Below are 20,893 nucleotides of genomic sequence, written 5' to 3'. Positions count from 1 at the left end.
TTGTTTTTTATAAATTCAATTCCCTATAAGAAATGCGTAAGAGTTTTATGTTTTACTTAATATCCCGAGGCTTGCCTCTGGAAGTAGCATACTGCTATTCTGAAGTTCTAAAACTGTTTTATTAGGCTATTGCCCTTATTTTTCTTTTTGAAATTTCCATGATTTCGTGAATATCATTATCCTCTACACATCTTCTGGCATCGGCAAAATTCAGGAATTCGGTGTAAACTTCATCTAATTGAAGTTTGGTTAACTCGTAGCCCATTTTTTTCGCCTTGTAAGCTAAAGCTGCTCGTCCACTTCTTGCGGTTAAAACGATAGCCGACTCGGTTACCCCAACTTCTGCAGGATCAATAATTTCGTAAGTCTCACGATTTTTAATCACACCGTCCTGATGTATTCCCGAACTGTGGGCAAATGCATTGGCACCCACAATAGCTTTGTTAGGCTGAACCATCATTCCCATTTCCTGTGAAACCATACAACTGGTATCAAAAAGGAATTTTGGATCTATTAAGGTATTTAAATTCAAAGTTGGGTGTTGCCTTAAGATCATGACGACCTCTTCTAAAGCTGTATTACCTGCACGCTCACCAATACCATTAATGGTACATTCTATTTGGCGGGCACCATTCATAACCCCTGCAATTGCATTAGCTGTGGCAAGACCTAAATCGTTATGACAATGACATGAAATAATGACTTTATCAATATCCTTTACATTGTCTTTTAGATATTTTATTTTTCTTCCATACTCTTCTGGAAGGCAGTAGCCTGTGGTGTCGGGAATATTTAATACAGTGGCACCGGCTTTAATCATTTCTGTACAAACGCGAGCAAGAAATTCGTTATCTGTTCTTCCGGCATCTTCGGCATAAAACTCTACATCGTCTACAAAGTTTTTAGCGTGCTTTACGGCAGCTGCACCACGAGTAATAATTTCTTCTCTTGTAGAGTTGAATTTAAACTTAATATGTGAATCTGATGTGCCAATTCCAGTATGTATACGTGGTCTTTTAGCATGTTTTAAAGCTTCTGCAGCAACTTCTATATCTTTTTTTACAGCACGGGTGAGCCCACAAACGGAGGCATTCTTTGCCAGTTTAGAGATTTCATTAACAGATTGAAAATCGCCGGGACTGGAAACAGGGAAACCTGCCTCAATCACATCTACTCCCAGCTCATCGAGACGTGCGGCAATTTTTAGCTTTTGGGCTGTGTTTAATTTACAACCTGGAACCTGCTCTCCGTCTCGTAACGTCGTGTCAAAAATTTCTACCTTTTCTGTGCTCATAAGAGATTTATTTTACTTTATCTTTAACTAAAGTATTGCTTAACTAAACACTCCAGGCTTTAGCCCATAAGGGTATTACGATAATTAACTTAAAAAATAGAATGTAATAACACTGATAATCAGTGTTTTATAAACGATTTTGTTACAATGACTAATGATTTAACCGATAACTTATTTTCTTTAATTAAGTCGCTTTCACCGTCGGAAAAGCGACAGTTTTCGTTGTATGTTGGAAGAATTGGGGTGAATACCGATAGTAAATTTTTGAATTTATTTAAGGTGATGACCAAATTGAAGAAATATAACGAGAAAGAGATTCTTCTAAAAACTAAGATTAGTAAGCAACAACTCTCAAATGTAAAAGCTCATTTATATAAGCAAATACTTATTAGTTTAAGATTGAACCCGGCTCACCAAAGTATTCCGGTTCAAATTAGGGAGCAGTTTGATTTTGCCTATATCTTATATAGAAAAGGGCTTTATAAGCAAAGCCTGAAGTTATTGGATAAAATAAAAACCCAGGCACTGGAGTATGAAGAAAAAAACCTGGCCTATGAAATCCTGGAGTTAGAGAAAATTATCGAATCCCAATATATTACTCGAAGTATAGAAAACAGGGCGGAAAGCTTAATTCAACAAACCGAGAGTTTGAGTGAGCTTAATTTAATATCCAGTAAGCTTTCTAATTTATCTTTACAGTTATATGCCATTTTCTTAAAGATGGGGTATGCCAGAACCCAGGAAGAAGCAGATAGTATTAGGAACTACTTTTACCAGAATCTTCCCGAGTACAAAATAAAGAACATAGGTTTTAGGGAGAAATTATGGCTTTATAAAGCCCACTTATGGTTTAGTTTTATTACGCAAGATTTCCTGGCTTGCTATCGCTATTCTATGAAATGGATAGATCTTTTTAACGACCAGAAGCACCTGGTGCCCATTCATCCCGTTTCTTATTTAAAAGGAAACCATTATTTATTGGAGTCTTTGTTTTATTTAAATCATAACAATTTATTCGAAAAGACGCTAAAAAATCTTGAAGGTATGCTGAAAGATGCCAAGATTCCAGACGATGATAATATTAAAGCTTTGGCCTTTCTTTATCTATATTCCAATAAATTGAATTTGCGGTTTATGAAGGGAGCTTTTGCCAATGGCGATAAGTTGGTAGAAAAAATTCAGAAACGTATAAAAAAATATAGAGACCGCATAGATGAGCATCACATCATGGTTTTTTACTACAAGATAGCCTGTCTTTATTTTGGGGATGGTGACAATAAAAAATGTATAGAATTTCTAAATAAAATTATTAATAATAAATCTTTGGAAATGCGGGAAGACTTAATGTGCTTTGCCCGTATTTTAAGCCTGGTAGCTCATTATGAAGCAGGCCTGGATTATCATTTAGATAGGTTGGTGAAATCTACTTATAAATTTTTGATTAAAATGAACGATTTGCACGAGGTTCAAAAACAAATGATAATTTTCCTAAGAAATTTACCTGAAATCTCTCCTCTGGAAATAAAAGATGAATTTAGAAAATTGCACGCTAAGCTAAAGGAGTATGAAAATCACCCTTATGAGCGTAGGGCATTTCTTTACCTGGATATCATTTCGTGGTTGGAAAGTAAAATACAAAATCGCCCCGTAGCTGATGTAATCGCTGAAAAAGTAGCTTTGGTAGGTAGGTAATTATTTTGGAGACAACAAAGCCTGAAAATAGGTTGAAAAAATTTTAAGAAGCAATTTTGATTTCAGTTTAGCTTATACAATTATTCCAAAGCACTTCCCGGGGTGGAGGAGCTATTATATGAACCTCTTCTTTTTTTACCGGATGGATAAACTTTAATTCCCTGGCGTGTAGATGAATACTTGCGTCTTTATTGCTTCGGTTAAAACCGTATTTTAAATCACCTTTAATAGGACTGCCAATAGCCGAAAGCTGGCTCCTAATTTGATGATGTCTCCCGGTATGTAAATCTATTTCGAGTAGGAAGTAATTATCAAGTTTCTTTACTATTCTGTATTCCAAAATAGCTTTTTTACTATCGGGTACTTCTTTAATGTGAGCGTAAGATTTGTTCTGTTTTTGGTTTCGCTTTAAAAAATGGACTAAAGTATCTGATTTTTTGGGAGGAGCATTTTTTACAATGGCCCAGTATGTTTTTTGCGCTTCTTTCTTTTGAAAAAGTTTATTGAGCCGGGGTAGGGCCTTCGAGGTTTTCGAAAATAGAACAATTCCGCTAGTTGGCCTGTCAAGCCTATGTACTACACCCAAATATACATTTCCGGGTTTATTGTATTTTTCCTTTAAATACAATTTTACCACTTCGCTAAGCGGTTTGTCCCCGGTTTTATCGCCTTGTACAATATCACCGGGGCGTTTATTTACCACAATAATATGGTTGTCTTCAAAAAGGACCTGTAGGTTGTTTTTATTCGAAATTGTTTTTTCCAAACTAATTATGTTATAAGAGCTTTGAGTTTCAACCGGGTATTGCTACTTAAATTAATATTGCTCATCACCAGATGGAAAACTTTTGCTTTTTACATCGTCGCGATAGCCTTCAAAAGCTTTCGTCATTTCTGAATGTAAATCGGCATACCTTCTTAAAAATCTTGGATTGAATTCGTGGGTCATTCCCAGCATGTCGTGTATTACCAATACCTGGCCATCTACACCATTTCCGGCACCAATACCAATTACAGGAATGTTTATACTTTCTGCTACTTCTTTTGCCAGTTTTGCCGGTACTTTTTCTAAAACGATGGCAAAACAGCCAAGCCGTTCCAGTAATAGTGCATCAGATTTTAATTTTTCGGCTTCAGCTTCTTCTTTTGCTCTTACCGTATAAGTGCCAAACTTATAGATAGATTGGGGGGTTAAGCCTAAATGTCCCATTACCGGTATCCCGGCGTGTAGAATACGTTTTAGCGATTCTTTAATCTCTTTTCCTCCTTCAAGTTTAACGGCGTGACCACCGCTTTCTTTCATAATTCTAATCGCCGATCTTAAGGCTTCTTTTGGGTCGCTTTGGTAACTTCCAAAGGGAAGGTCTACTACAACAAGTGCTCTATTTATAGCTCTTACCACACTGGTTGCGTGATAGATCATTTGGTCTAAAGTAATAGGAAGTGTAGTTTCGTGTCCCGCCATTACATTACTGGCAGAATCGCCCACAAGAATTACATCTATTCCGGCACCATCTACAATTTTCGCCATCGAGTAATCATATGCGGTAAGCATAGCGATTTTTTCGCCATTCTTTTTCATATCTACCAAAGACTTGGTGGTAACTCTTTTGTATTCTTTCTTAGCTACAGACATATTTTCAATTTTGGAAGGTAAAAGTACAAAATCGAGCGGTTTTATGTCACTAAGCTGCTTTTATTGTTTTTTAAATTCAGTGTAAAGTGTTTCCAGTAATTCACCATCGTCTCCGTGATATTGCCAAAACATAATACCACCAAGATTGTGCTCTTTTATAAAATTTACTTTTTGTCTTATAGATTCGGGATCATCATAGGTGATAAAAGTGCCGGTATCTTTGCGCCATAAATAGGGTGCCCGGGCCGATTTGTCCCAAAAACGACTGTATGTGCCATCTTTTAAACTATCTTTTATTTCGCGATAATTTATGCTGAAAGATTTTCCGAAAGCTCTTTGATGCAGGCCTGCGTTTTTATTCTCTGTTTCGTGCCAACCCCTGCCGTAAAAGGCAACTCCAATAACAAGCTTTTCTGAAGGAACACCGGTTGCCAAATGTTCTTTTACAGCGGTATTTGTACTTCTTTTATATGTTTCAGGATCGGTTTCTGAATCGTATAAGTTGGTATGGTGCGAGGTAGAATTGTTCCAACCACCCCGATAATCATAGCTCATTATATTTATAAAATCTAAATGAGGATGAATTTTACCTAATTCAACATGTTTTAAATACTCCTTGTTTGCAGCGGTTGCGATGGTCAACAAGTAATTTTTGGAATTAACTTTTCCTAGCGAATCCAGTTTTTTTCTAAACAATTTAAGTATAGTAGTAAAGTTCTGTTTATCTTCCGGCGAATGTAGATTTCCGGCTCCTGGTTGTCCCGGGTATTCCCAGTCTAAATCTATGCCGTCTATATTATGTTTTTTTAGAAAAGAAATTCCACTATTTGCAAAACGCTCACGATTAATTTTATTAGCAACAGCCTTAGAAAAGCCACCAGACCAAGCCCAGCCACCTACGGATATCAAGATTTTTAAATCGGGATTGTCTTGTTTTAAACCATTAATTTTTTTTAAACGTTCATTGTCTTTAGGACTACCTTCTACAATTTTCCCTTTTTCAATATTAGCAAAGGCATAATTAACATGTGTAAGTTTTTTTGCCGTAATCTCATTAAATTTATCATCAACATTTCCGGCTACAATATAACCTACAACTTTTTCCTGTGCTTTTACAGTCCAGGTATTTAAAACAAAACCTAAAAATAATAGGAGGGAGGGCACCAATGCTTTTTTCATAATATAAAGGATTAGCTTGAGTGTATTAAAATATTAAATTAGCTATTCTATAAAAATAGGCCAATGAATAAGTTTTTCCTAATTAGTTTTCTATTTCTCTGTCAATTAGGCTATAGTCAAAGTTCAGAAAAAGAAAATCTTCAAAATTTAATCGAAAACTTTTTTAGTGCTTTTCACGCAAAGGACTCTATTGCTTTAAAGAATTTTGCGCACCCTGAGATAAAAATGCATTCAGTTGCTATAGATGTTAACGGAAAAACAATGCTCTCTACTGAAGATTATACTGATTTTTTGAAGGCTATTGCCTCAATTCCAGAAACCACTAAGTTTAGAGAAAAACTACATGGATTTAAAATTCATATAAATGGAGTGATCGCAAACGTAAGTACGCCATATTCATTTTATGTAAATGGGGAATTAAGTCATTGTGGCGTAAATACTTTTCAGCTAATGAAATTTAAAGGCCAGTGGAAAATAATTTATCTGGTAGATACACGCAGCAAATTAGGCTGTGAATAGAGGATATACTCGATAATCGAGATTTTCATACCTCGTGGACTTACCATGAAATAATTTACTCTATATCTTTAACTAACCTAAAACCTAAATGCTCTAAACCAGATTCGGGGGTAGAGCTCATTCTGGCCGCGTTTCTGTAGCCGGTGCAATAAGATTCACTGCACAGAAAAGAGCCGCCGCGAATTACTTTTTGCTGTTCAGCATTATAATATTCTTTAAAGTAGCCATCGGTGCGCTGTTCCAGTTTTGAATAGGCATTTGGATAATAGGTATCCAATACCCACTCCCAGGTATTTCCTGCCATTTCATAAAGTCCAAAGTCATTTGGAGGAAAACTTTTTACCGGAGCTGTTTTCTCGAAATTGTCCTGAACTTCATTGGTAACCGGAAAATTACCCTGATGGAAGTTAACAAATTGGGTAGCCTTTTTAAAGTCATTTCCCCAATGATAAATTTCATCCTCTTTTCCACCTCGCGCTAAATATTCAAACTCGGCTTCGGTTGGCAATCTTTTTCCGGCCCATTTTGCATAGGCCATGGCGTCATACCAGGAAACCTGTACTACGGGATGGTCATCCTTTCCCTCAATAGAACTGCCTGGTCCATAAGGATTTTCCCAGTTAGCCCCTTCTTTAAATTTCCACCAGGCTTGTGGGTTGTTTTCATTAAAAATAAGGGCTCCGGGAGGGAAAGTTTGCCCTTGCACTTCAAAACTGCGTTGAGCCGTGGTAACATAACCGGTACTGTTTATGAATTCCCTAAATTGGGCATTTGTTACTTCGGTTTCGTCTACCAGTAGTGTTGCTATTTTTTCTATATGTTGTGGAAATTCGTCTGGCCGGGCCTGGTCTGAATTTCCGCCCATCAAATATTCCCCACCTTCAATTCTAAGCATACCTGAGGTTGATACTGAATCTCGCTCTTTAATCTCAGCAATTTCCTCCATATACGCCTCATGATAAGATTTTTCAGTTTCCTCAAGATCTGCCGTGAGAGTTTCAGGTTTTTTATCTTCCTGGTTTTTACAGCTAAAAAACAAACCAATTAAAAAGACCAGGATCATTGGGTTAAAAGAGAATCGCATACTTAGAATTTTGGTTAAAGATAAAGAAGTAATTTAAACGCATAAAAATACCCGACCCGAAAATTTTATAGAATAAATTGCAAATCTATTTTTAGGCTAGTAATGTTTTGATTTTCTTATGCTTGGAGTAGAGAAGATTAGGAATTACCGGAGAGGTGAGTTTAAGTCTGCTTATTTGCCAACATTTATTGGCACCGCTAACGGCTGTAATACCCCGAGCTAGTTTACTTCTTTTACAAAATCTTTGGGAGAAGAAATATAACCACAACACCATTATTCATAGCGTGCATGGCAATTGGCCAAATAAGGCTATTGTTTTCAATTTTTATTTTTCCAAAAAAGTAACCAGCAATAATTCTTGGAAAAATTAAGAGAAATAAAATGAGATCAAATTGCCAACCTTCAACATAATTCCAGATGTGAACCAAACCAAAAAGAGCCGCGGTAAGCAGCCATACAACTCTATAATATCGGTATAGAAGAATACGGAATATTCTAATGATTCGTGAAGGTTTAAGAGATTGCAAGAAAAGAAAGATGATAATAGCCGCTAAAATTACCAGTCCATATTTTAGCAAAGAATCAGCCTCCTGGGGTATAAAACCTAAGCCGAAAAAGGCAAGCAAAGCACAACAGAAAATATGTATTTCGGTAAAAGAGGGTTTAATAAGCGTTCTAAACATACTTTCTTCCAACACCGGGGCAATAATCACTGCCATAATAACAAAAGCCAGGGGACTTTCGTTCATTAAATTAAATAACTCGGTTTGCTGATATTTTTCCAGGTCTAAGTCGGGTAAAAAAGTATTTAAGAACCCCATTAAAAAGAAAAACAGAAAATAGGATCCTATCATCAACCAATAATTGCGAAACAGGTTACCGACTTTAGGTGGTATTTTAGGAAACTGCAAGATTTTTATTTTAAATATTACTGCAATTTAAAACTGTAAACAGGCTAACAATCGCTTAAATTCACTTTAACTGCGAGGCCGCCTTCTGAAGTTTCTTTATATTTCGAATTCATATCTTTGGCGGTATCCCACATAGTCTCAATCACTTTATCCAGAGGTACTTTTGCTTTTGTTGCATCGCTTTCCAGGGCTATTTCTGCCGCATTAATGGCTTTTATGGCGCCCATGGCATTTCTTTCAATACAGGGCACCTGTACTAAACCGGCTATAGGGTCGCAGGTTAGGCCCAGATGGTGTTCCATAGCAATTTCGGCAGCCATAAGTACTTGTTCCGGGGTTCCTCCCAGTAGTTCTGTTAATCCACCGGCCGCCATCGCCGATGATACACCTATCTCTGCCTGGCAACCGCCCATAGCGGCAGAAATAGTGGCTCCTTTTTTAAACAGACTGCCAATCTCACCTGCTACCAGCATAAAACGCTTCATATCTTCAAAAGTAGCTTTGTGGTTTTCTATCACCATATAATACATCATCACTGCAGGAACAGTACCTGCGCTACCATTGGTGGGTGCGGTAACCACACGTCCCAAAGACGCGTTTACTTCGTTAACGCTTATGGCAAAGCAGCTAACCCATTTAAGAATTTGCCTAAACTTTACTTCGGTCCTTCTAATCGCGGTAATCCAATCTTCAGGAGAATCATATTTTTCTTCGTCAATAAGACGTTGGTGCATTTCAAAAGAGCGGCGTTTTACGTTAAGGCCGCCGGGTAGTGTACCTTCGGTATGGCAACCAATGTACATAGATTCTAGCATTACATCCCAAATTTGCTTTAAACCGGCGTTTATTTCTTCTTCGCTTCTAAGGGATTTTTCATTTTCAAGAACAATATCAGAAATAGGCTTGTTTTCAGATTTACAATAGGCCAGTAGTTCGGTAGCTTTTTCAATAGAAAATGGAAACTCCATAAAGCTTTTCATTTTCTTACTGGCGTTTTTACGTTCTTTCTTTACCACGAAACCGCCACCAATAGAATAAAAAGATGAGGATGTTTTTTTACCGCTTTTAAGTTCTGCACGGAATGTCATTCCATTAGGATGAAATTCAAGGAATTTCTTATTGAATTTTATATCGTTAGTGATACTAAAATCAATGCTCTTTTCACCATTAAGTAGAAGTTTCTTTGATTCTTTGATGTTTTGGATTTCAGAATCAATAATAGAAATGTCCATAGTTACAGGATCATGTCCGCAAAGCCCTAAAATAGTAGCAATATCGGTAGCGTGACCCACTCCGGTAAGCGAAAGAGAGCCATAAAGATCTATGTGAATATGTTTAACTTCTTCAAAAGTTCTTTTTTTCTTTAACTCTGCAATCCATCTTTGGGCAGCTCGCCAGGGACCTAAGGTATGTGAACTGGAGGGACCTACACCAACCTTCAACATATCAAAAACGCTAATACATTCAATTTTCCGCATTATAAATCTCCTATTTTACCGCAAAAGTAAGGATTTGCTAACATGAAAGAGAATGTTTTATTGAAATATTAAAACGATTTCGTGAATAGTAAATCACATTAAAAATTAAAAACTGCTAACATCTTTATGCTGAGCAAATATTTCAAATTCAATAGTATTCTTAACGTGTTTTAGTTGATAAACAAATACTCTTACAACTGCCCCGAATTAAAAAATATTCCATTTAATGCCTCCTTAACTTGCCAGGATGTAATTTATTACAAGGGAACCTGACGTGTGTTGACTTACTTTTTATTACAAGGAAAAGCGCATATTTGACAAGTGCCTGATTGAAAAAATGACAACCTGTCATAAGTTTTTCGCTGGCATAAAGATTGACTTTAAGACTTCGAAGAATTGAAATCAATAATATAAAATTCAACGTATAAAGTTATGAGTAAAATAATTGGAATTGATTTAGGTACTACCAACTCGTGCGTTTCCGTAATGGAAGGAAATGAACCAACGGTAATACCTAATGCTGAAGGAAAAAGAACTACCCCTTCTGTAATTGCTTTTGTAGAAGGTGGCGAAATAAAAGTTGGTGACCCGGCCAAGCGTCAGGCAGTTACTAACCCAACCAAAACCATTTCTTCTATTAAGCGTTTTATGGGGAATAAATACTCTGAGTCTTCTAAAGAAGCCGGTAGGGTACCTTATAAAGTAGTAAAAGGTGATAACGATACACCTCGTGTAGAAATAGATGGTAGAAAATATACTCCACAAGAACTTTCTGCAATGGTACTTCAGAAAATGAAGAAAACAGCAGAAGATTACCTTGGGCAGGAAGTAAATGAAGCAGTAATTACCGTACCGGCATATTTTAACGATTCTCAGCGCCAGGCTACAAAAGAAGCCGGGGAGATTGCAGGTTTAAAAGTAAGCCGAATTATAAACGAGCCTACTGCAGCTGCGCTTGCATACGGTTTAGATAAGAAATCCCAGGATCAAAAAATTGCAGTTTATGACCTTGGTGGAGGTACTTTTGATATCTCTATCCTTGAATTAGGCGATGGTGTATTTGAAGTATTATCTACAAATGGTGATACGCACCTTGGTGGTGATGATTTTGATGAGGTGTTAATAGACTATCTTGCAGATACTTTCCAAAAGGCTGAAGATATAGATCTTAGAAAAGACCCAATGGCACTTCAGCGTTTAAAAGAAGCTGCAGAAAAAGCTAAAATCGAGTTGTCTTCTTCAAGTCAAACTGAAATTAACTTACCTTATGTAACTGCAACTTCAAGTGGCCCAAAGCACCTTGTAGAAACAATTACCCGTTCTAAGTTTGAGCAATTGGCTGCAGAGTTGGTGACTCGTTCTATGGAGCCTGTTAAAAAATCACTTAGTGATGCCGGGCTTTCAAAAAGCGATATCGACGAGGTAATTCTTGTTGGTGGTTCTACCCGTATTCCTAAAATTCAGGAAGAAGTAGAAGCATTCTTTGGTAAAAAACCTTCTAAAGGAGTAAACCCAGATGAGGTTGTTGCTATTGGTGCAGCTATCCAGGGTGGTGTACTTACCGGAGATGTAAAAGATGTATTGCTACTTGACGTTACACCACTTTCTTTAGGTATTGAAACTATGGGAGGAGTGAACACAAAACTTATTGAAGCCAATACTACCATTCCTACCAAGAAATCGCAAACATTCTCTACCGCGGCCGACAATCAGCCATCAGTAGAAATTCATGTATTGCAAGGGGAGCGTCCAATGGCGGCCGATAACAAGACTATTGGTAGATTCCACTTAGACGGAATTCCACCAGCGCCAAGAGGAACACCTCAAATTGAAGTAACTTTTGATATTGATGCCAATGGTATCATTAAAGTAAGTGCTACCGATAAAGCAACCGGAAAATCTCAGGATATTCGTATTGAAGCATCTTCAGGGTTAACCGAGGAAGAAATCGAGAAAATGAAGAAGGAAGCTGAAGCAAATGCTGATGCCGATAAGAAAGCCAAAGAAAAAGTAGATAAGCTTAACGAAGCTGATGCTATGATTTTCCAAACTGAAAAGCAGTTAAAAGAATTTGGCGATAAGATTTCTGAAGATAAGAAAAAGCCGGTAGAAGAAGCTTTAGAAGAATTGAAGAAAGCTTACGAAACTAAAGAGTTGGATCAAATTACTCCTGCTTTAGACAAATTGAACGAAGCCTGGAAAACTGCTTCCGAAGAAATGTATAAAGCACAAGCTGAAGCCCAGGGAGGCCAGGCAGGACCACAACAAGGTGCTACCGGAGCCGAAGGCGGCCAGCAAGCCGAAGGAAACTCTAAAAGCGGAGACGACGTAGAAGACGTAGATTTTGAAGAAGTGAAGTAAGCAGAGAGCCATTTTTACAAGCGCAAAGCGCTTGTAAAAATGTGCGAATCGCTTATCCCGAACTTGTTTCGGGATCTCGAAAAATTCAATTTTCGTTTGGAGTTTTTGAAAAATGTGCGAATCGCTTGAAGCTGTCAGAAAAGGTTTTAAAACCGTCATCTTGAATTTATTTCAAGATCTAACGTATTGGTAATTAAAAACATGTTAGAAGCTGAAACAAGTTCAGCTTGACGAGAATAGACTTTTCAGACAGCCTCCTCGAAAATTTCAATTTTAGTTTGGAATTTTTGAAAAGTGTGCGAATCGCTTACCCCGAACTTGTTTCGGGATCTTTAAAAATCGAGCTTAAATAATAATACCAAAAAGCGTAATCATTAAATTGATTGCGCTTTTTTTATTTTTAAACGCAACTTTTTAGGGATTTTGTATCTATTAAGAAATCGATTATTATGAAAATATCAATATTGTTTTTTACACTCGTTCTTTTTGTTTCCTGTAGTACTGACGACACTATTTCTACCAAAGGCTTTGAGCCAATTTCAGAGGAATATCCTTTTCATGACCTGGATCCCGGTATAGAAAACAATTATTGGGAGCTTGTATATGCTTTGGTAAACGGCCCGAATGATTTTAACGAAAAAATTATAAGTCAAAACGGAGTGCTATGTGCCAGTGAAGAAGACGATATGTGCAAGGAGGAGTTTAACAATTTAAAACCGGAATACGGTTTTGCTCCCAGTTGCTTACCGGGATTATGTTTTTATTATTTAAAATATCAAGCCGATAATGAAAACAACCTGGTTGCTTCTACAGACGATTTACTGCAATTTTTAGGTGCTATAAATACAAAGGAAGAGGCTTTGCTTTGGATTCGTGCAAACGATTATTATTATAGAATTAATGATATTGATGGCGGTGCTATAAAAGCTACAAATTCCGGTTTTGAACTTATAGTATTAAAAACTGTTAGTTATTGCACGCCAATTCAAACCAATAGGTATCACCTTAAGCTTACAGCTAATGGTGATATTGAAGTATTAAAAGAAAAAGTGTTTTCGGTTGATAAAAATTCCTGTGTTTAATTGGCACCGCCAAAGGATTTAATACCCCGGGGCTTGCCTCGAAATTAAAAAATTGTTTCCAACGAATGCCTCGTGGGCTTGCCAAGAGGTAGTTTACTTAAGGTGAACTTAGTGTGCAAGAATCATTTGATTAAAAAACTAAGTCAAAAAATTATAATATAAATACACAAAGTTAAAGGCCACTAAAAGCGCAAAACAAACTAAGCTGAAAATTTTATAATTTTTTCCCGGCCTATGTTTTTCCGGCATTTGTTCTCCGCTTACCAGTTTGTAATTAAACCAGGCCAGAAAGGGAGCTGAAAGAAATGAAAGTCCGGCAGCAAAATCTACCAAAATGGTAAATGATCCTGAAAGAAAATACAAAATTGAAAGTGAAAGAATAGGGATAATAAAGATAGAAACACGGTATACCTGCCATTTGCCTTTTTTATCTTCAGGTTTATCTTTTTCAGGATCTTTTAATTCTGAAATCACTCTTGGATAGGCATCAGTAACTGTTATAACCGTACTTAACATGGTAATAAAAGCAGCTGCCGATATTAAAGGTTTGCTCCATTCGCCAAGGGTCTTTCCGTATAAATCCACCAACTGACTTGAAAATTCTACACTGTTGCTGGAGAATGAAGTACCGCTGCCAAACATTACTAAAACTCCCAGTAAAAAGAAAAGTAAACCAATAAATGCGGCCGAAAGATATCCCAGGTTAAAATCGGCAAAAGCTCCTTTAACCGAAATTTTGTTTTTGTTCTGGCTGGCTTTTTCGCGAGTCCATATAGAATGCCACACCGAAGCATCAAGAGGAATAGGCATCCAGCCCATAAAAGCGATTATAAACCCCAGGCTTGCTGTTGTCCAAAGCGAAGGTGGCTGTGTGCTTATTGCATTATTTATAGTTTCGGGGCTAAAGGCCAGGATAACGGCAGCCAGGGTTGCAAGGGTTAATACCGTAACGATAATTTTCATGCTTTTATCGAGGCCGGGATATTTTCCTATTAAAAGCAGAGTAATACAGGCAATAAGAATAATTGCGCTCCATAGAAATGGCGGCCAACCAAAATTAAATAAACGCTCGGCTAAACCGGCAGTGACAATGGTTACTGCAGCTTGTATAATGAACATACTTCCTATGGTGATTAGGATATAAATCCAATAAGGGAATTTTCCGAGTTTTTTGTAGCCGGTAATTAAATGGTTTCCGGTACCTGCGGCAAAACGAGAACCAAATTCCAGAAATGGATATTTTGAAACACAGGCTATAATTAAAACCCAAATTAAGATAAAACCGTAATCGGCACCGGCCCTTGTGGCCTGCACTAAATGTGAGACACCAATTGCAGCCCCGGCTAACAAAAAGCCCGGTCCTATACTTTTTAGGATAGATTTTTTAGAATTAATTTTTTGTTTCATTTAAAAGCTTTGAATGTATAGCCGAAAAGTCAATTTAAGCAAATTCCGTTATAAGTTCAGTATTAAATTCGTGACCACCTTTGTAGGTTTTTATTTTAAAATTTTGTGGAAAAAGATCTTTTAATCGCTCTTTTTCCACTTTAATAATTCCGTTTTTCAAGTATTCATCTTCGGTTCCATAAATAAAACTGAAGTTAGTGTTTTTTAAAAACTGAAAGCTTTCTCTTGTTAATTCGGCTGGAACTTTTCCTGAATGCATAATCAGTTCTTCGCAATTAATTTCACGGGAGGCTATCCAACGAGTTACCACCGAAACTCCTTGAGAATACCCCAAAATAATAAGCCTTGGTGCATTTTTAAGATTTTCGGCTGTATAAACCCCATCTAAATAATTTAGTACATTTTCTATTTCGGCCTCGGTTCTTTCTTTGGTAAGCCAGGAGGCACCTACGTGTTTATATTGGTTGTTGAGATAATATTTGGATTGTGCCTGTGGGGCGATCACATAATTTTCTTCAGTATTTAAATGATAAAAATGCCGAAGAAAATAGCGACTCAAATAACCAATTCCGTGGCAAACCAGCCATACCGTTTTTGTTTTTTCAGTGAAATGGTTTAAAACACTATACGTATTGGTAATTTGATAAGAAAGCTCCTTTTCAATACTCATCTTTTAGGGCGGTTTTGTATTTTTACTCAATAATAAAGGCTTAAATGATTCGAAGCTTGCTGCGAATCAAAAAGATTTTTATAAAGTGCCTCTCGGTTTACCCGAGGTGGCCTGCAAAGAAACCAATCTTATTGCTATGACCAAAGAAGAACTTCTGGAGCTTTCTAAAAAAGTTTGTAAAAATACGCTTATGGAAACTCTTGAGATAGAGTTTACCGAGGTAGGAGAAGACTATCTAATCGCTAAAATGCCGGTTACTTCAAAAGTTCACCAGCCCGATGGTATATTGCACGGTGGGGCCAGTGTGGCTTTGGCAGAGAGTGTAGGGAGTTTGGCAAGCTATGTTTTTTTGGATACCGATAAATTTTATGTTCGCGGGATTGAAATTTCGGCCAATCACGTAAAAAGTATTTCAGAAGGTGTTGTTTATGCTAAAGCCAGCTTTGTTCATAAAGGCCGTACCACCCAACTTTTTGAAATAAAGGTTACCGATGAGGATAAAAACCTTATTTCTATCGTAAAACTTACTACCATAGCATTGCCTAAAAAGAAGTAGAAAATGAATAGCGAAGATTTTTTTATAAAATTAGAGATGCAAATTCGTAGTGGAAATCCATTTGTGGCATATAGAAATCCTAATGACAAAAATGGGTTGACAAGGGCTTTGCTTCAGGATTCAGATAAAACTTACCAAACATCATCTTATGAGGAAAGCGGTTTTGTTTTTGCCCCTTTTGAAAACCCTAAGAGCGCACCTTTTGTTCCTTCTGAAAGTGCAGAAAGTATTGCTACAGAATATTCGCCTACAACTTCGGCTATAGAAAAGCAGGAAGAGCAGCATTTTCCTCCCGAGTTAACCAATACTGAATCTAAAATACAGCACGAAGAATTGGTTCAGCAAGGAATTGAAGCTATTCAACAGGATGAATTTAAAAAAGTAGTGTTATCCCGAAAAGAAGACGTGCAAACACAACTTAATGCGGTTGAGATTTTTAAAAATCTACTCAAGAAATATGAGACTGCTTTTGTGTACTATTGGTTCCACCCCGAAACAGGAACCTGGTTGGGTGCCACGCCCGAAACCCTTTTAAATGTAGAGCGTAATAAGTTTAAAACCATGTCTCTTGCCGGAACGCAGGCATTTGCAGGAACAAGTAATGTAAATTGGGGAGAAAAAGAAATTGAAGAGCAACAAATTGTTACAGATTCTATTTTGGAAAACCTGCAAGATAAGGTTTCGGGCCAAATTTATAGATCAGAGCCCTATACTACCAAAGCTGGAAATTTATTGCATTTACAAACAGATATTCAGGGAATACTGGATTTGGAAAAATCTAACCTTAAAAGTTTAATTTTAGCTTTGCATCCAACTCCCGCCGTATGCGGTCTTCCAAAGATAAAAGCACAAAGGTTTATTCTTAAAAGTGAAGGCTATAAGCGTGAGTTCTATTCTGGATTTTTGGGAGAAATGAATATGAAAAAAGAAATTAAACGTAGCAGTAATCGAAGAAATCAGGAAAACCAGGCCTACGCGAGTGTTTTAAAGCATACTTCATTATTTGTAAACCTTCGCTGTATGAAATTAGAAGCCGATAGGGCCAGCCTGTTTATTGGCGGCGGAATTACAAAAGATTCTAATCCTGCTGATGAATGGGAGGAGACGGTGAATAAGTCTCATACCATAAAATCTGTACTTGTTAAATAAGGGCAAAACCTGGCCGGTAAATACTTTTGAAATTGTAATTTTGAGTTGTTGAAAATGACCTATAAGATATTGAACCAATAAGGTCAATTGTAAAATAACGTCATTCTAAGTTTACATTAGCACCTACGTTGTTATTCAAACTTAGAACCTGAGATTAGATTGGTGTGATTAAAAATAAAGACCTCACAGGATTTTATAAACTGTGGGGTGCTGCTTTGAAAACTAAACTTTGTGAAATATTCTAAAATACCTGTTGCAAGATCTATTGTAGCGCTATGCGTTGCTAAAAATATACATCACGTAGTAATTTCCCCCGGCTCCAGAAATGCTCCGTTAACTATAGGCTTTACACATCATCCAGATATTAAGCCTTACAGTATTGTAGATGAAAGATGTGCTGCTTTCTACGCCCTGGGAATGGCTCAGCAGCTACAAAAGCCTGTAGCGCTGGTTTGTACTTCGGGCTCTGCTTTGCTAAATTATTACCCGGCTATTGTAGAAGCTTTTTACAGCGATATTCCTTTGGTGATAATTTCGGCCGACAGGCCCGTAGAGCGTATCGATATTGGGGATGGTCAAACCATTAGGCAAAAAAACGTTTTTGAAAACCATATTCTGTATTCAGCAAACTTACACTCAGAATTGGTTTTGGATGCTGAAGCTACCGATAAAAAACTTCAGCAAAAGCAGTTTGAGTCTCAAAAGCACAATGAACGTGAAATAAATCTGGCACTTAACAAAGCTATAGAGGGGAAAGGGCCGGTTCATATTAATGTGCCATTTTATGAGCCCTTATATGATTTGGTGGAAAATGTGAACGTAGACCCGTTGCAAATCTTACCTGAAATTGTAGAACGAAGCTATACCCAAAAACAGCTACAGGGCTATGCCGAACTTTGGAATAAGGCAAAACGTAAAATGATAATAGTTGGGGTAGCACAACCCAATATTGTTGAGCAGAAATTTTTAGAAGCACTGGCCAAAGATGAGTCGGTTATTGTGCTTACCGAAACCACTTCTAATTTAAATCACCCCGATTTTTTCACAAGAATAGATACCCTAATTGGTCCTATAGAAAAAGATCGGGATAGTGAGGAACTGTTTAAAAAGCTTCAACCGGAAATCTTACTTACTTTTGGAGGCATGATTGTTTCTAAGAAGGTTAAAGCCTTTTTAAGGAACTATCAGCCACAGCAACACTGGCATATTGATCCTAAGAAGGCATATAATACATTTTTTTGCTTAAATAAACATTTTGAGACCACAGTAAACTCTTTCTTTACTCATTTCTTTCCGCTAACGGAAAATGTTCAAAGCGATTATGGAACTTATTGGAAAAAAGTAAAAAGCCATAGGCAAGTGCGTCATGAGGAATATATGAATGAAATTCCTTATTCAGATTTGAAAGCTATGCAGGAGATTGTTCCGCATGTGCCCGAAAATTATTTGTTACACCTGGGCAATAGTTCTACCATTAGATATGCACAATTATTTAAATGGAAAGAAAGTTTACGTATTTTTTGTAATCGAGGCACCAGTGGGATAGACGGAAGCATTTCAACAGCAGTAGGAGCTGCGTGTGTAAAAGCTGAACCAACACTAATAATTTCTGGAGATCTTAGTTTTTTCTACGATAGTAACGCATTATGGAATAATTATATCCCTAAAAATTTTAGGATAATCGTTATAAATAATAGCGGTGGTGGAATTTTTAGGATCCTACCCGGAAATAAGAATACCGATAATTTTGAAAAATATTTTGAAACCACACACCAACTTCAGGCAAAACACCTGAGTGAAATGTATGGTTTTCAGTATGGTTCGGCTAAAAATTCTGAGGAGATACAAGAGCATCTTAAAGAATTCTTTAGCCCTGCTGAAAAACCAAAACTCCTGGAAATTTTTACGCCAAGAAAAATTAATGACGAGGTGCTTTTGGAATATTTTAATTTTATGAAATCTTAAAGATATAAACTTCACTCTTTTAAGTAAATTAGTGACTTTACAACTAAAAATTATTAATTATGAGTGAAAAAACCGATGAAAAAGTAGGTAAGTACATCCAGGATGTAAAAGATAGAACCGGAGAAGATCCCGATGTAGATTTATTGAGAAAAGTAACTGAATCTTGTGGCCCAAGTATTTTTAGAAGTGATGCCGAGACTGTTTCCAGTTCTTCAGAATCTGAAATGGAAACCGTGAAGCGTAATTTTCTTATTAAAAAATTAGGTTTAAAAGATGATGAAAAGCTGGATGTTGGTTTAAATGCCGTCATGGAAAAATACGGTAAATCTAATCGTAACAAATATCGTGCGGTGGTATACTACCTACTTACAAAGCATTTCAAAAAAGAAAGTGTTTTTAAATAAGCCTTGATTTAAAGTTATATAGAAATCCGTTTTCCGAGTATGAAAACGGATTTTTTTTGTTTTGCAGAAAAGCCCGTAAATATAAAGTATCTTTGCTCCCAAAATATTGCTTATGCTTAGAATTGGCGAAAATCATACACTTCATATTGTAAGGGAAACCGAACCCGGATTATTTTTAACCGATGAAGAGGGGAATGAAGTTTTACTTCCCAATAAATACATTCCCGAAACTTTTGAAATAGGGGAGGAGATTGAGGTTTTTGTATACCTTGATCACGAAGAACGTCCGGTTGCGACCACTTTAGAACCCCTGGTAAAATTAGATGAATTTGCTTTTTTAAAATGCGTAGAGACAACAGAATTTGGTGCTTTTTTAGATTGGGGGCTTGAAAAACATCTTTTTGTACCTTTTAAAGAACAGGCTTACCCTATGAAAAAAGGTGGGCGTTACCTTGTTTTTTGTTATTTAGATGAGGATACCAACCGTTTGGTTGCTTCCAGTAAGGTACATGCATTCCTGGATAATTCGTCCTTAACCGTAGCTCCTTTCGAAGAAGTAGATTTAATAATAAGCAATAAAAGCGATTTAGGCTATAATGTGATTATTAATCAACTGCATTTAGGTTTAATTTATCATGACGATGTTTTTCAGGAAATAAACGTAGGGGATGAAATGCGCGGGTTTATTAAGAAAACACGCTCAGATGGTAAAATTGACGTAAGTTTACAAAGGCCGGGTTATAGAAGTATTGAGCCAAATGCCCAACTTATTCTTGATAAGCTGAAACAAAATGATGGCTACTTAAACCTTACCGATAAGTCTTCGCCAGAGGCAATCCACAGTCAGCTTGGAATTAGTAAAAAAAGTTTTAAACGTGCTGCCGGTACGCTTTATAAGCAAAGAAAAATAGAGATAAAGGATAACGGACTTTATCTTAAAGAAGGCTAGTAATAACGGCCCCGAGGGGCATAATAGTAAGAGCCGTAATACATTCGGCGCTGATGTTGTCTATGTAGGGCATTTTGATAGATTCGCTGGTTTTGATAATAAGGATTGGAGTTAAGCGCATCGTTATACACTTCATCTTTATCTCTAAGCCTATAATTATTAGAAATTTCGAAAGCTTTCTTTTTCTGAGTAGTTGTAGGTAAAGGTGTTCCAATATCTACGCTGCGTTTTTTCATATTGCGTTGCTGCTCAAGAATTCCTACCATATCTACGGTAGCACGCTTATTTTGGTCTACATTTAGAAATTCTCCACTGGGAAGATCAAAATCCCCCTGAAAAAATTGTTGCCCAAAACTTAGATCGCTCCAGGCGGGTTCAATGCTATAATTGCTAATTTCAAAATCGGCCATGTCCCAGTATTCCTGAGAAAAAACAGGTGTTATACTTAAAAAAAATGTGCTTATAAGGAGTAAACGAAATTTCATTATCAGGGCTTTTGTTTTAGTATAGCAAAAACAATGCAAATCTATTTGCTCTACAAAGATATTAAGATAATT

Annotated in this window: 19 protein-coding genes; 9 read left to right on the top strand and 10 right to left on the bottom strand. The window is 36.9% G+C overall.

Features of this window, described 5'->3' with window-relative positions:
• Nucleotides 1-121 precede the first annotated feature (121 nt).
• Complete coding sequence (locus I6U49_RS12255) at nucleotides 122-1,294, bottom strand: 2-isopropylmalate synthase (protein ID WP_193709961.1); 1,173 nt, start codon at nucleotides 1,292-1,294, stop codon at nucleotides 122-124.
• 147 nt (nucleotides 1,295-1,441) lie between these two features.
• Here I6U49_RS12255 and I6U49_RS12250 point away from each other — a divergent pair, with 147 nt between their 5' ends.
• Nucleotides 1,442-2,986, top strand: a complete 1,545-nt coding sequence (locus I6U49_RS12250; RefSeq protein WP_198628984.1) for a hypothetical protein — start codon at nucleotides 1,442-1,444, stop codon at nucleotides 2,984-2,986.
• A gap of 67 nt (nucleotides 2,987-3,053) precedes the next feature.
• Here I6U49_RS12250 and I6U49_RS12245 read toward each other — a convergent pair whose 3' ends face one another.
• The 3 genes from I6U49_RS12245 to I6U49_RS12235 are packed head-to-tail and all read right to left on the bottom strand — an operon-like array spanning nucleotide 3,054 to nucleotide 5,801.
• On the bottom strand, nucleotides 3,054-3,752 hold the full coding sequence (locus I6U49_RS12245; protein ID WP_232804709.1) for an RluA family pseudouridine synthase: 699 nt from the start codon (nucleotides 3,750-3,752) through the stop codon (nucleotides 3,054-3,056).
• Between the two features lie 51 nt (nucleotides 3,753-3,803).
• A complete protein-coding gene (gene panB, locus I6U49_RS12240; RefSeq protein WP_198628982.1) occupies nucleotides 3,804-4,622 on the bottom strand; it encodes a 3-methyl-2-oxobutanoate hydroxymethyltransferase in 819 nt (272 codons plus the stop codon).
• A gap of 60 nt (nucleotides 4,623-4,682) precedes the next feature.
• Nucleotides 4,683-5,801 (bottom strand): glycoside hydrolase family 18 protein, encoded by a 1,119-nt coding sequence (locus I6U49_RS12235; RefSeq protein WP_198628980.1) that lies wholly within the window; start codon nucleotides 5,799-5,801, stop codon nucleotides 4,683-4,685.
• Between the two features lie 63 nt (nucleotides 5,802-5,864).
• Here I6U49_RS12235 and I6U49_RS12230 point away from each other — a divergent pair, with 63 nt between their 5' ends.
• Nucleotides 5,865-6,320, top strand: a complete 456-nt coding sequence (locus I6U49_RS12230) for a nuclear transport factor 2 family protein (RefSeq protein ID WP_198628978.1) — start codon at nucleotides 5,865-5,867, stop codon at nucleotides 6,318-6,320.
• Nucleotides 6,321-6,375: 55 nt separating this feature from the next.
• Here the strand turns inward: I6U49_RS12230 and I6U49_RS12225 are convergent, their stop codons facing one another.
• From I6U49_RS12225 to I6U49_RS12215, 3 genes are all read right to left on the bottom strand, one after another.
• Nucleotides 6,376-7,404, bottom strand: coding sequence for a formylglycine-generating enzyme family protein (locus I6U49_RS12225; protein ID WP_198628976.1), 1,029 nt, complete (start codon nucleotides 7,402-7,404; stop codon nucleotides 6,376-6,378).
• Between the two features lie 233 nt (nucleotides 7,405-7,637).
• Nucleotides 7,638-8,258, bottom strand: a complete 621-nt coding sequence (locus I6U49_RS12220) for a CPBP family glutamic-type intramembrane protease (protein ID WP_193709955.1) — start codon at nucleotides 8,256-8,258, stop codon at nucleotides 7,638-7,640.
• 101 nt (nucleotides 8,259-8,359) lie between these two features.
• A complete protein-coding gene (locus I6U49_RS12215) occupies nucleotides 8,360-9,793 on the bottom strand; it encodes an L-serine ammonia-lyase (protein WP_198628974.1) in 1,434 nt (477 codons plus the stop codon).
• A 432-nt stretch (nucleotides 9,794-10,225) separates the two neighbouring features.
• Here I6U49_RS12215 and dnaK point away from each other — a divergent pair, with 432 nt between their 5' ends.
• Nucleotides 10,226-12,154 (top strand): molecular chaperone DnaK, encoded by a 1,929-nt coding sequence (dnaK, locus tag I6U49_RS12210; protein ID WP_198628972.1) that lies wholly within the window; start codon nucleotides 10,226-10,228, stop codon nucleotides 12,152-12,154.
• Between the two features lie 449 nt (nucleotides 12,155-12,603).
• Nucleotides 12,604-13,236, top strand: a complete 633-nt coding sequence (locus tag I6U49_RS12205) for a hypothetical protein (protein WP_198628970.1) — start codon at nucleotides 12,604-12,606, stop codon at nucleotides 13,234-13,236.
• A gap of 138 nt (nucleotides 13,237-13,374) precedes the next feature.
• On the opposite strand, the gene I6U49_RS12200 is transcribed toward I6U49_RS12205, so the two are convergent.
• A complete protein-coding gene (locus I6U49_RS12200; RefSeq protein WP_198628968.1) occupies nucleotides 13,375-14,643 on the bottom strand; it encodes an NRAMP family divalent metal transporter in 1,269 nt (422 codons plus the stop codon).
• A 34-nt stretch (nucleotides 14,644-14,677) separates the two neighbouring features.
• Nucleotides 14,678-15,313, bottom strand: coding sequence for an alpha/beta hydrolase (locus I6U49_RS12195; protein WP_198628965.1), 636 nt, complete (start codon nucleotides 15,311-15,313; stop codon nucleotides 14,678-14,680).
• Between the two features lie 136 nt (nucleotides 15,314-15,449).
• Here I6U49_RS12195 and I6U49_RS12190 point away from each other — a divergent pair, with 136 nt between their 5' ends.
• The 5 genes from I6U49_RS12190 to I6U49_RS12170 all read left to right on the top strand — a co-directional run bounded on the left by I6U49_RS12190 (nucleotide 15,450) and on the right by I6U49_RS12170 (nucleotide 20,336).
• Entirely contained in the window at nucleotides 15,450-15,869 is a 420-nt protein-coding gene (locus I6U49_RS12190; RefSeq protein WP_198629024.1) for a PaaI family thioesterase, read from the top strand.
• Between the two features lie 3 nt (nucleotides 15,870-15,872).
• Nucleotides 15,873-17,018, top strand: a complete 1,146-nt coding sequence (locus I6U49_RS12185) for a chorismate-binding protein (RefSeq protein ID WP_198628964.1) — start codon at nucleotides 15,873-15,875, stop codon at nucleotides 17,016-17,018.
• 231 nt (nucleotides 17,019-17,249) lie between these two features.
• On the top strand, nucleotides 17,250-18,983 hold the full coding sequence (menD, locus tag I6U49_RS12180) for a 2-succinyl-5-enolpyruvyl-6-hydroxy-3-cyclohexene-1-carboxylic-acid synthase (protein WP_198628962.1): 1,734 nt from the start codon (nucleotides 17,250-17,252) through the stop codon (nucleotides 18,981-18,983).
• Between the two features lie 59 nt (nucleotides 18,984-19,042).
• Nucleotides 19,043-19,387, top strand: a complete 345-nt coding sequence (locus tag I6U49_RS12175; RefSeq protein ID WP_198628960.1) for a DUF2853 family protein — start codon at nucleotides 19,043-19,045, stop codon at nucleotides 19,385-19,387.
• 112 nt (nucleotides 19,388-19,499) lie between these two features.
• Nucleotides 19,500-20,336, top strand: coding sequence for a CvfB family protein (locus tag I6U49_RS12170; RefSeq protein WP_198628958.1), 837 nt, complete (start codon nucleotides 19,500-19,502; stop codon nucleotides 20,334-20,336).
• Here I6U49_RS12170 and I6U49_RS12165 read toward each other — a convergent pair.
• Nucleotides 20,333-20,821: a hypothetical protein gene (locus I6U49_RS12165; protein ID WP_198628956.1), complete on the bottom strand. Its 489-nt coding sequence runs from the start codon at nucleotides 20,819-20,821 to the stop codon at nucleotides 20,333-20,335. The genes I6U49_RS12170 and I6U49_RS12165 overlap by 4 nt on opposite strands.
• Between the last annotated feature and the right edge of the window lie 72 nt (nucleotides 20,822-20,893).

Origin of the sequence: Salegentibacter maritimus (genome assembly GCF_016236915.1) — a bacterium.
GTDB lineage: Bacteria > Bacteroidota > Bacteroidia > Flavobacteriales > Flavobacteriaceae > Salegentibacter > Salegentibacter maritimus.
Note: the sequence above shows the minus strand (reverse complement) of the source record. Positions and strands in the feature narration are given on the sequence as shown.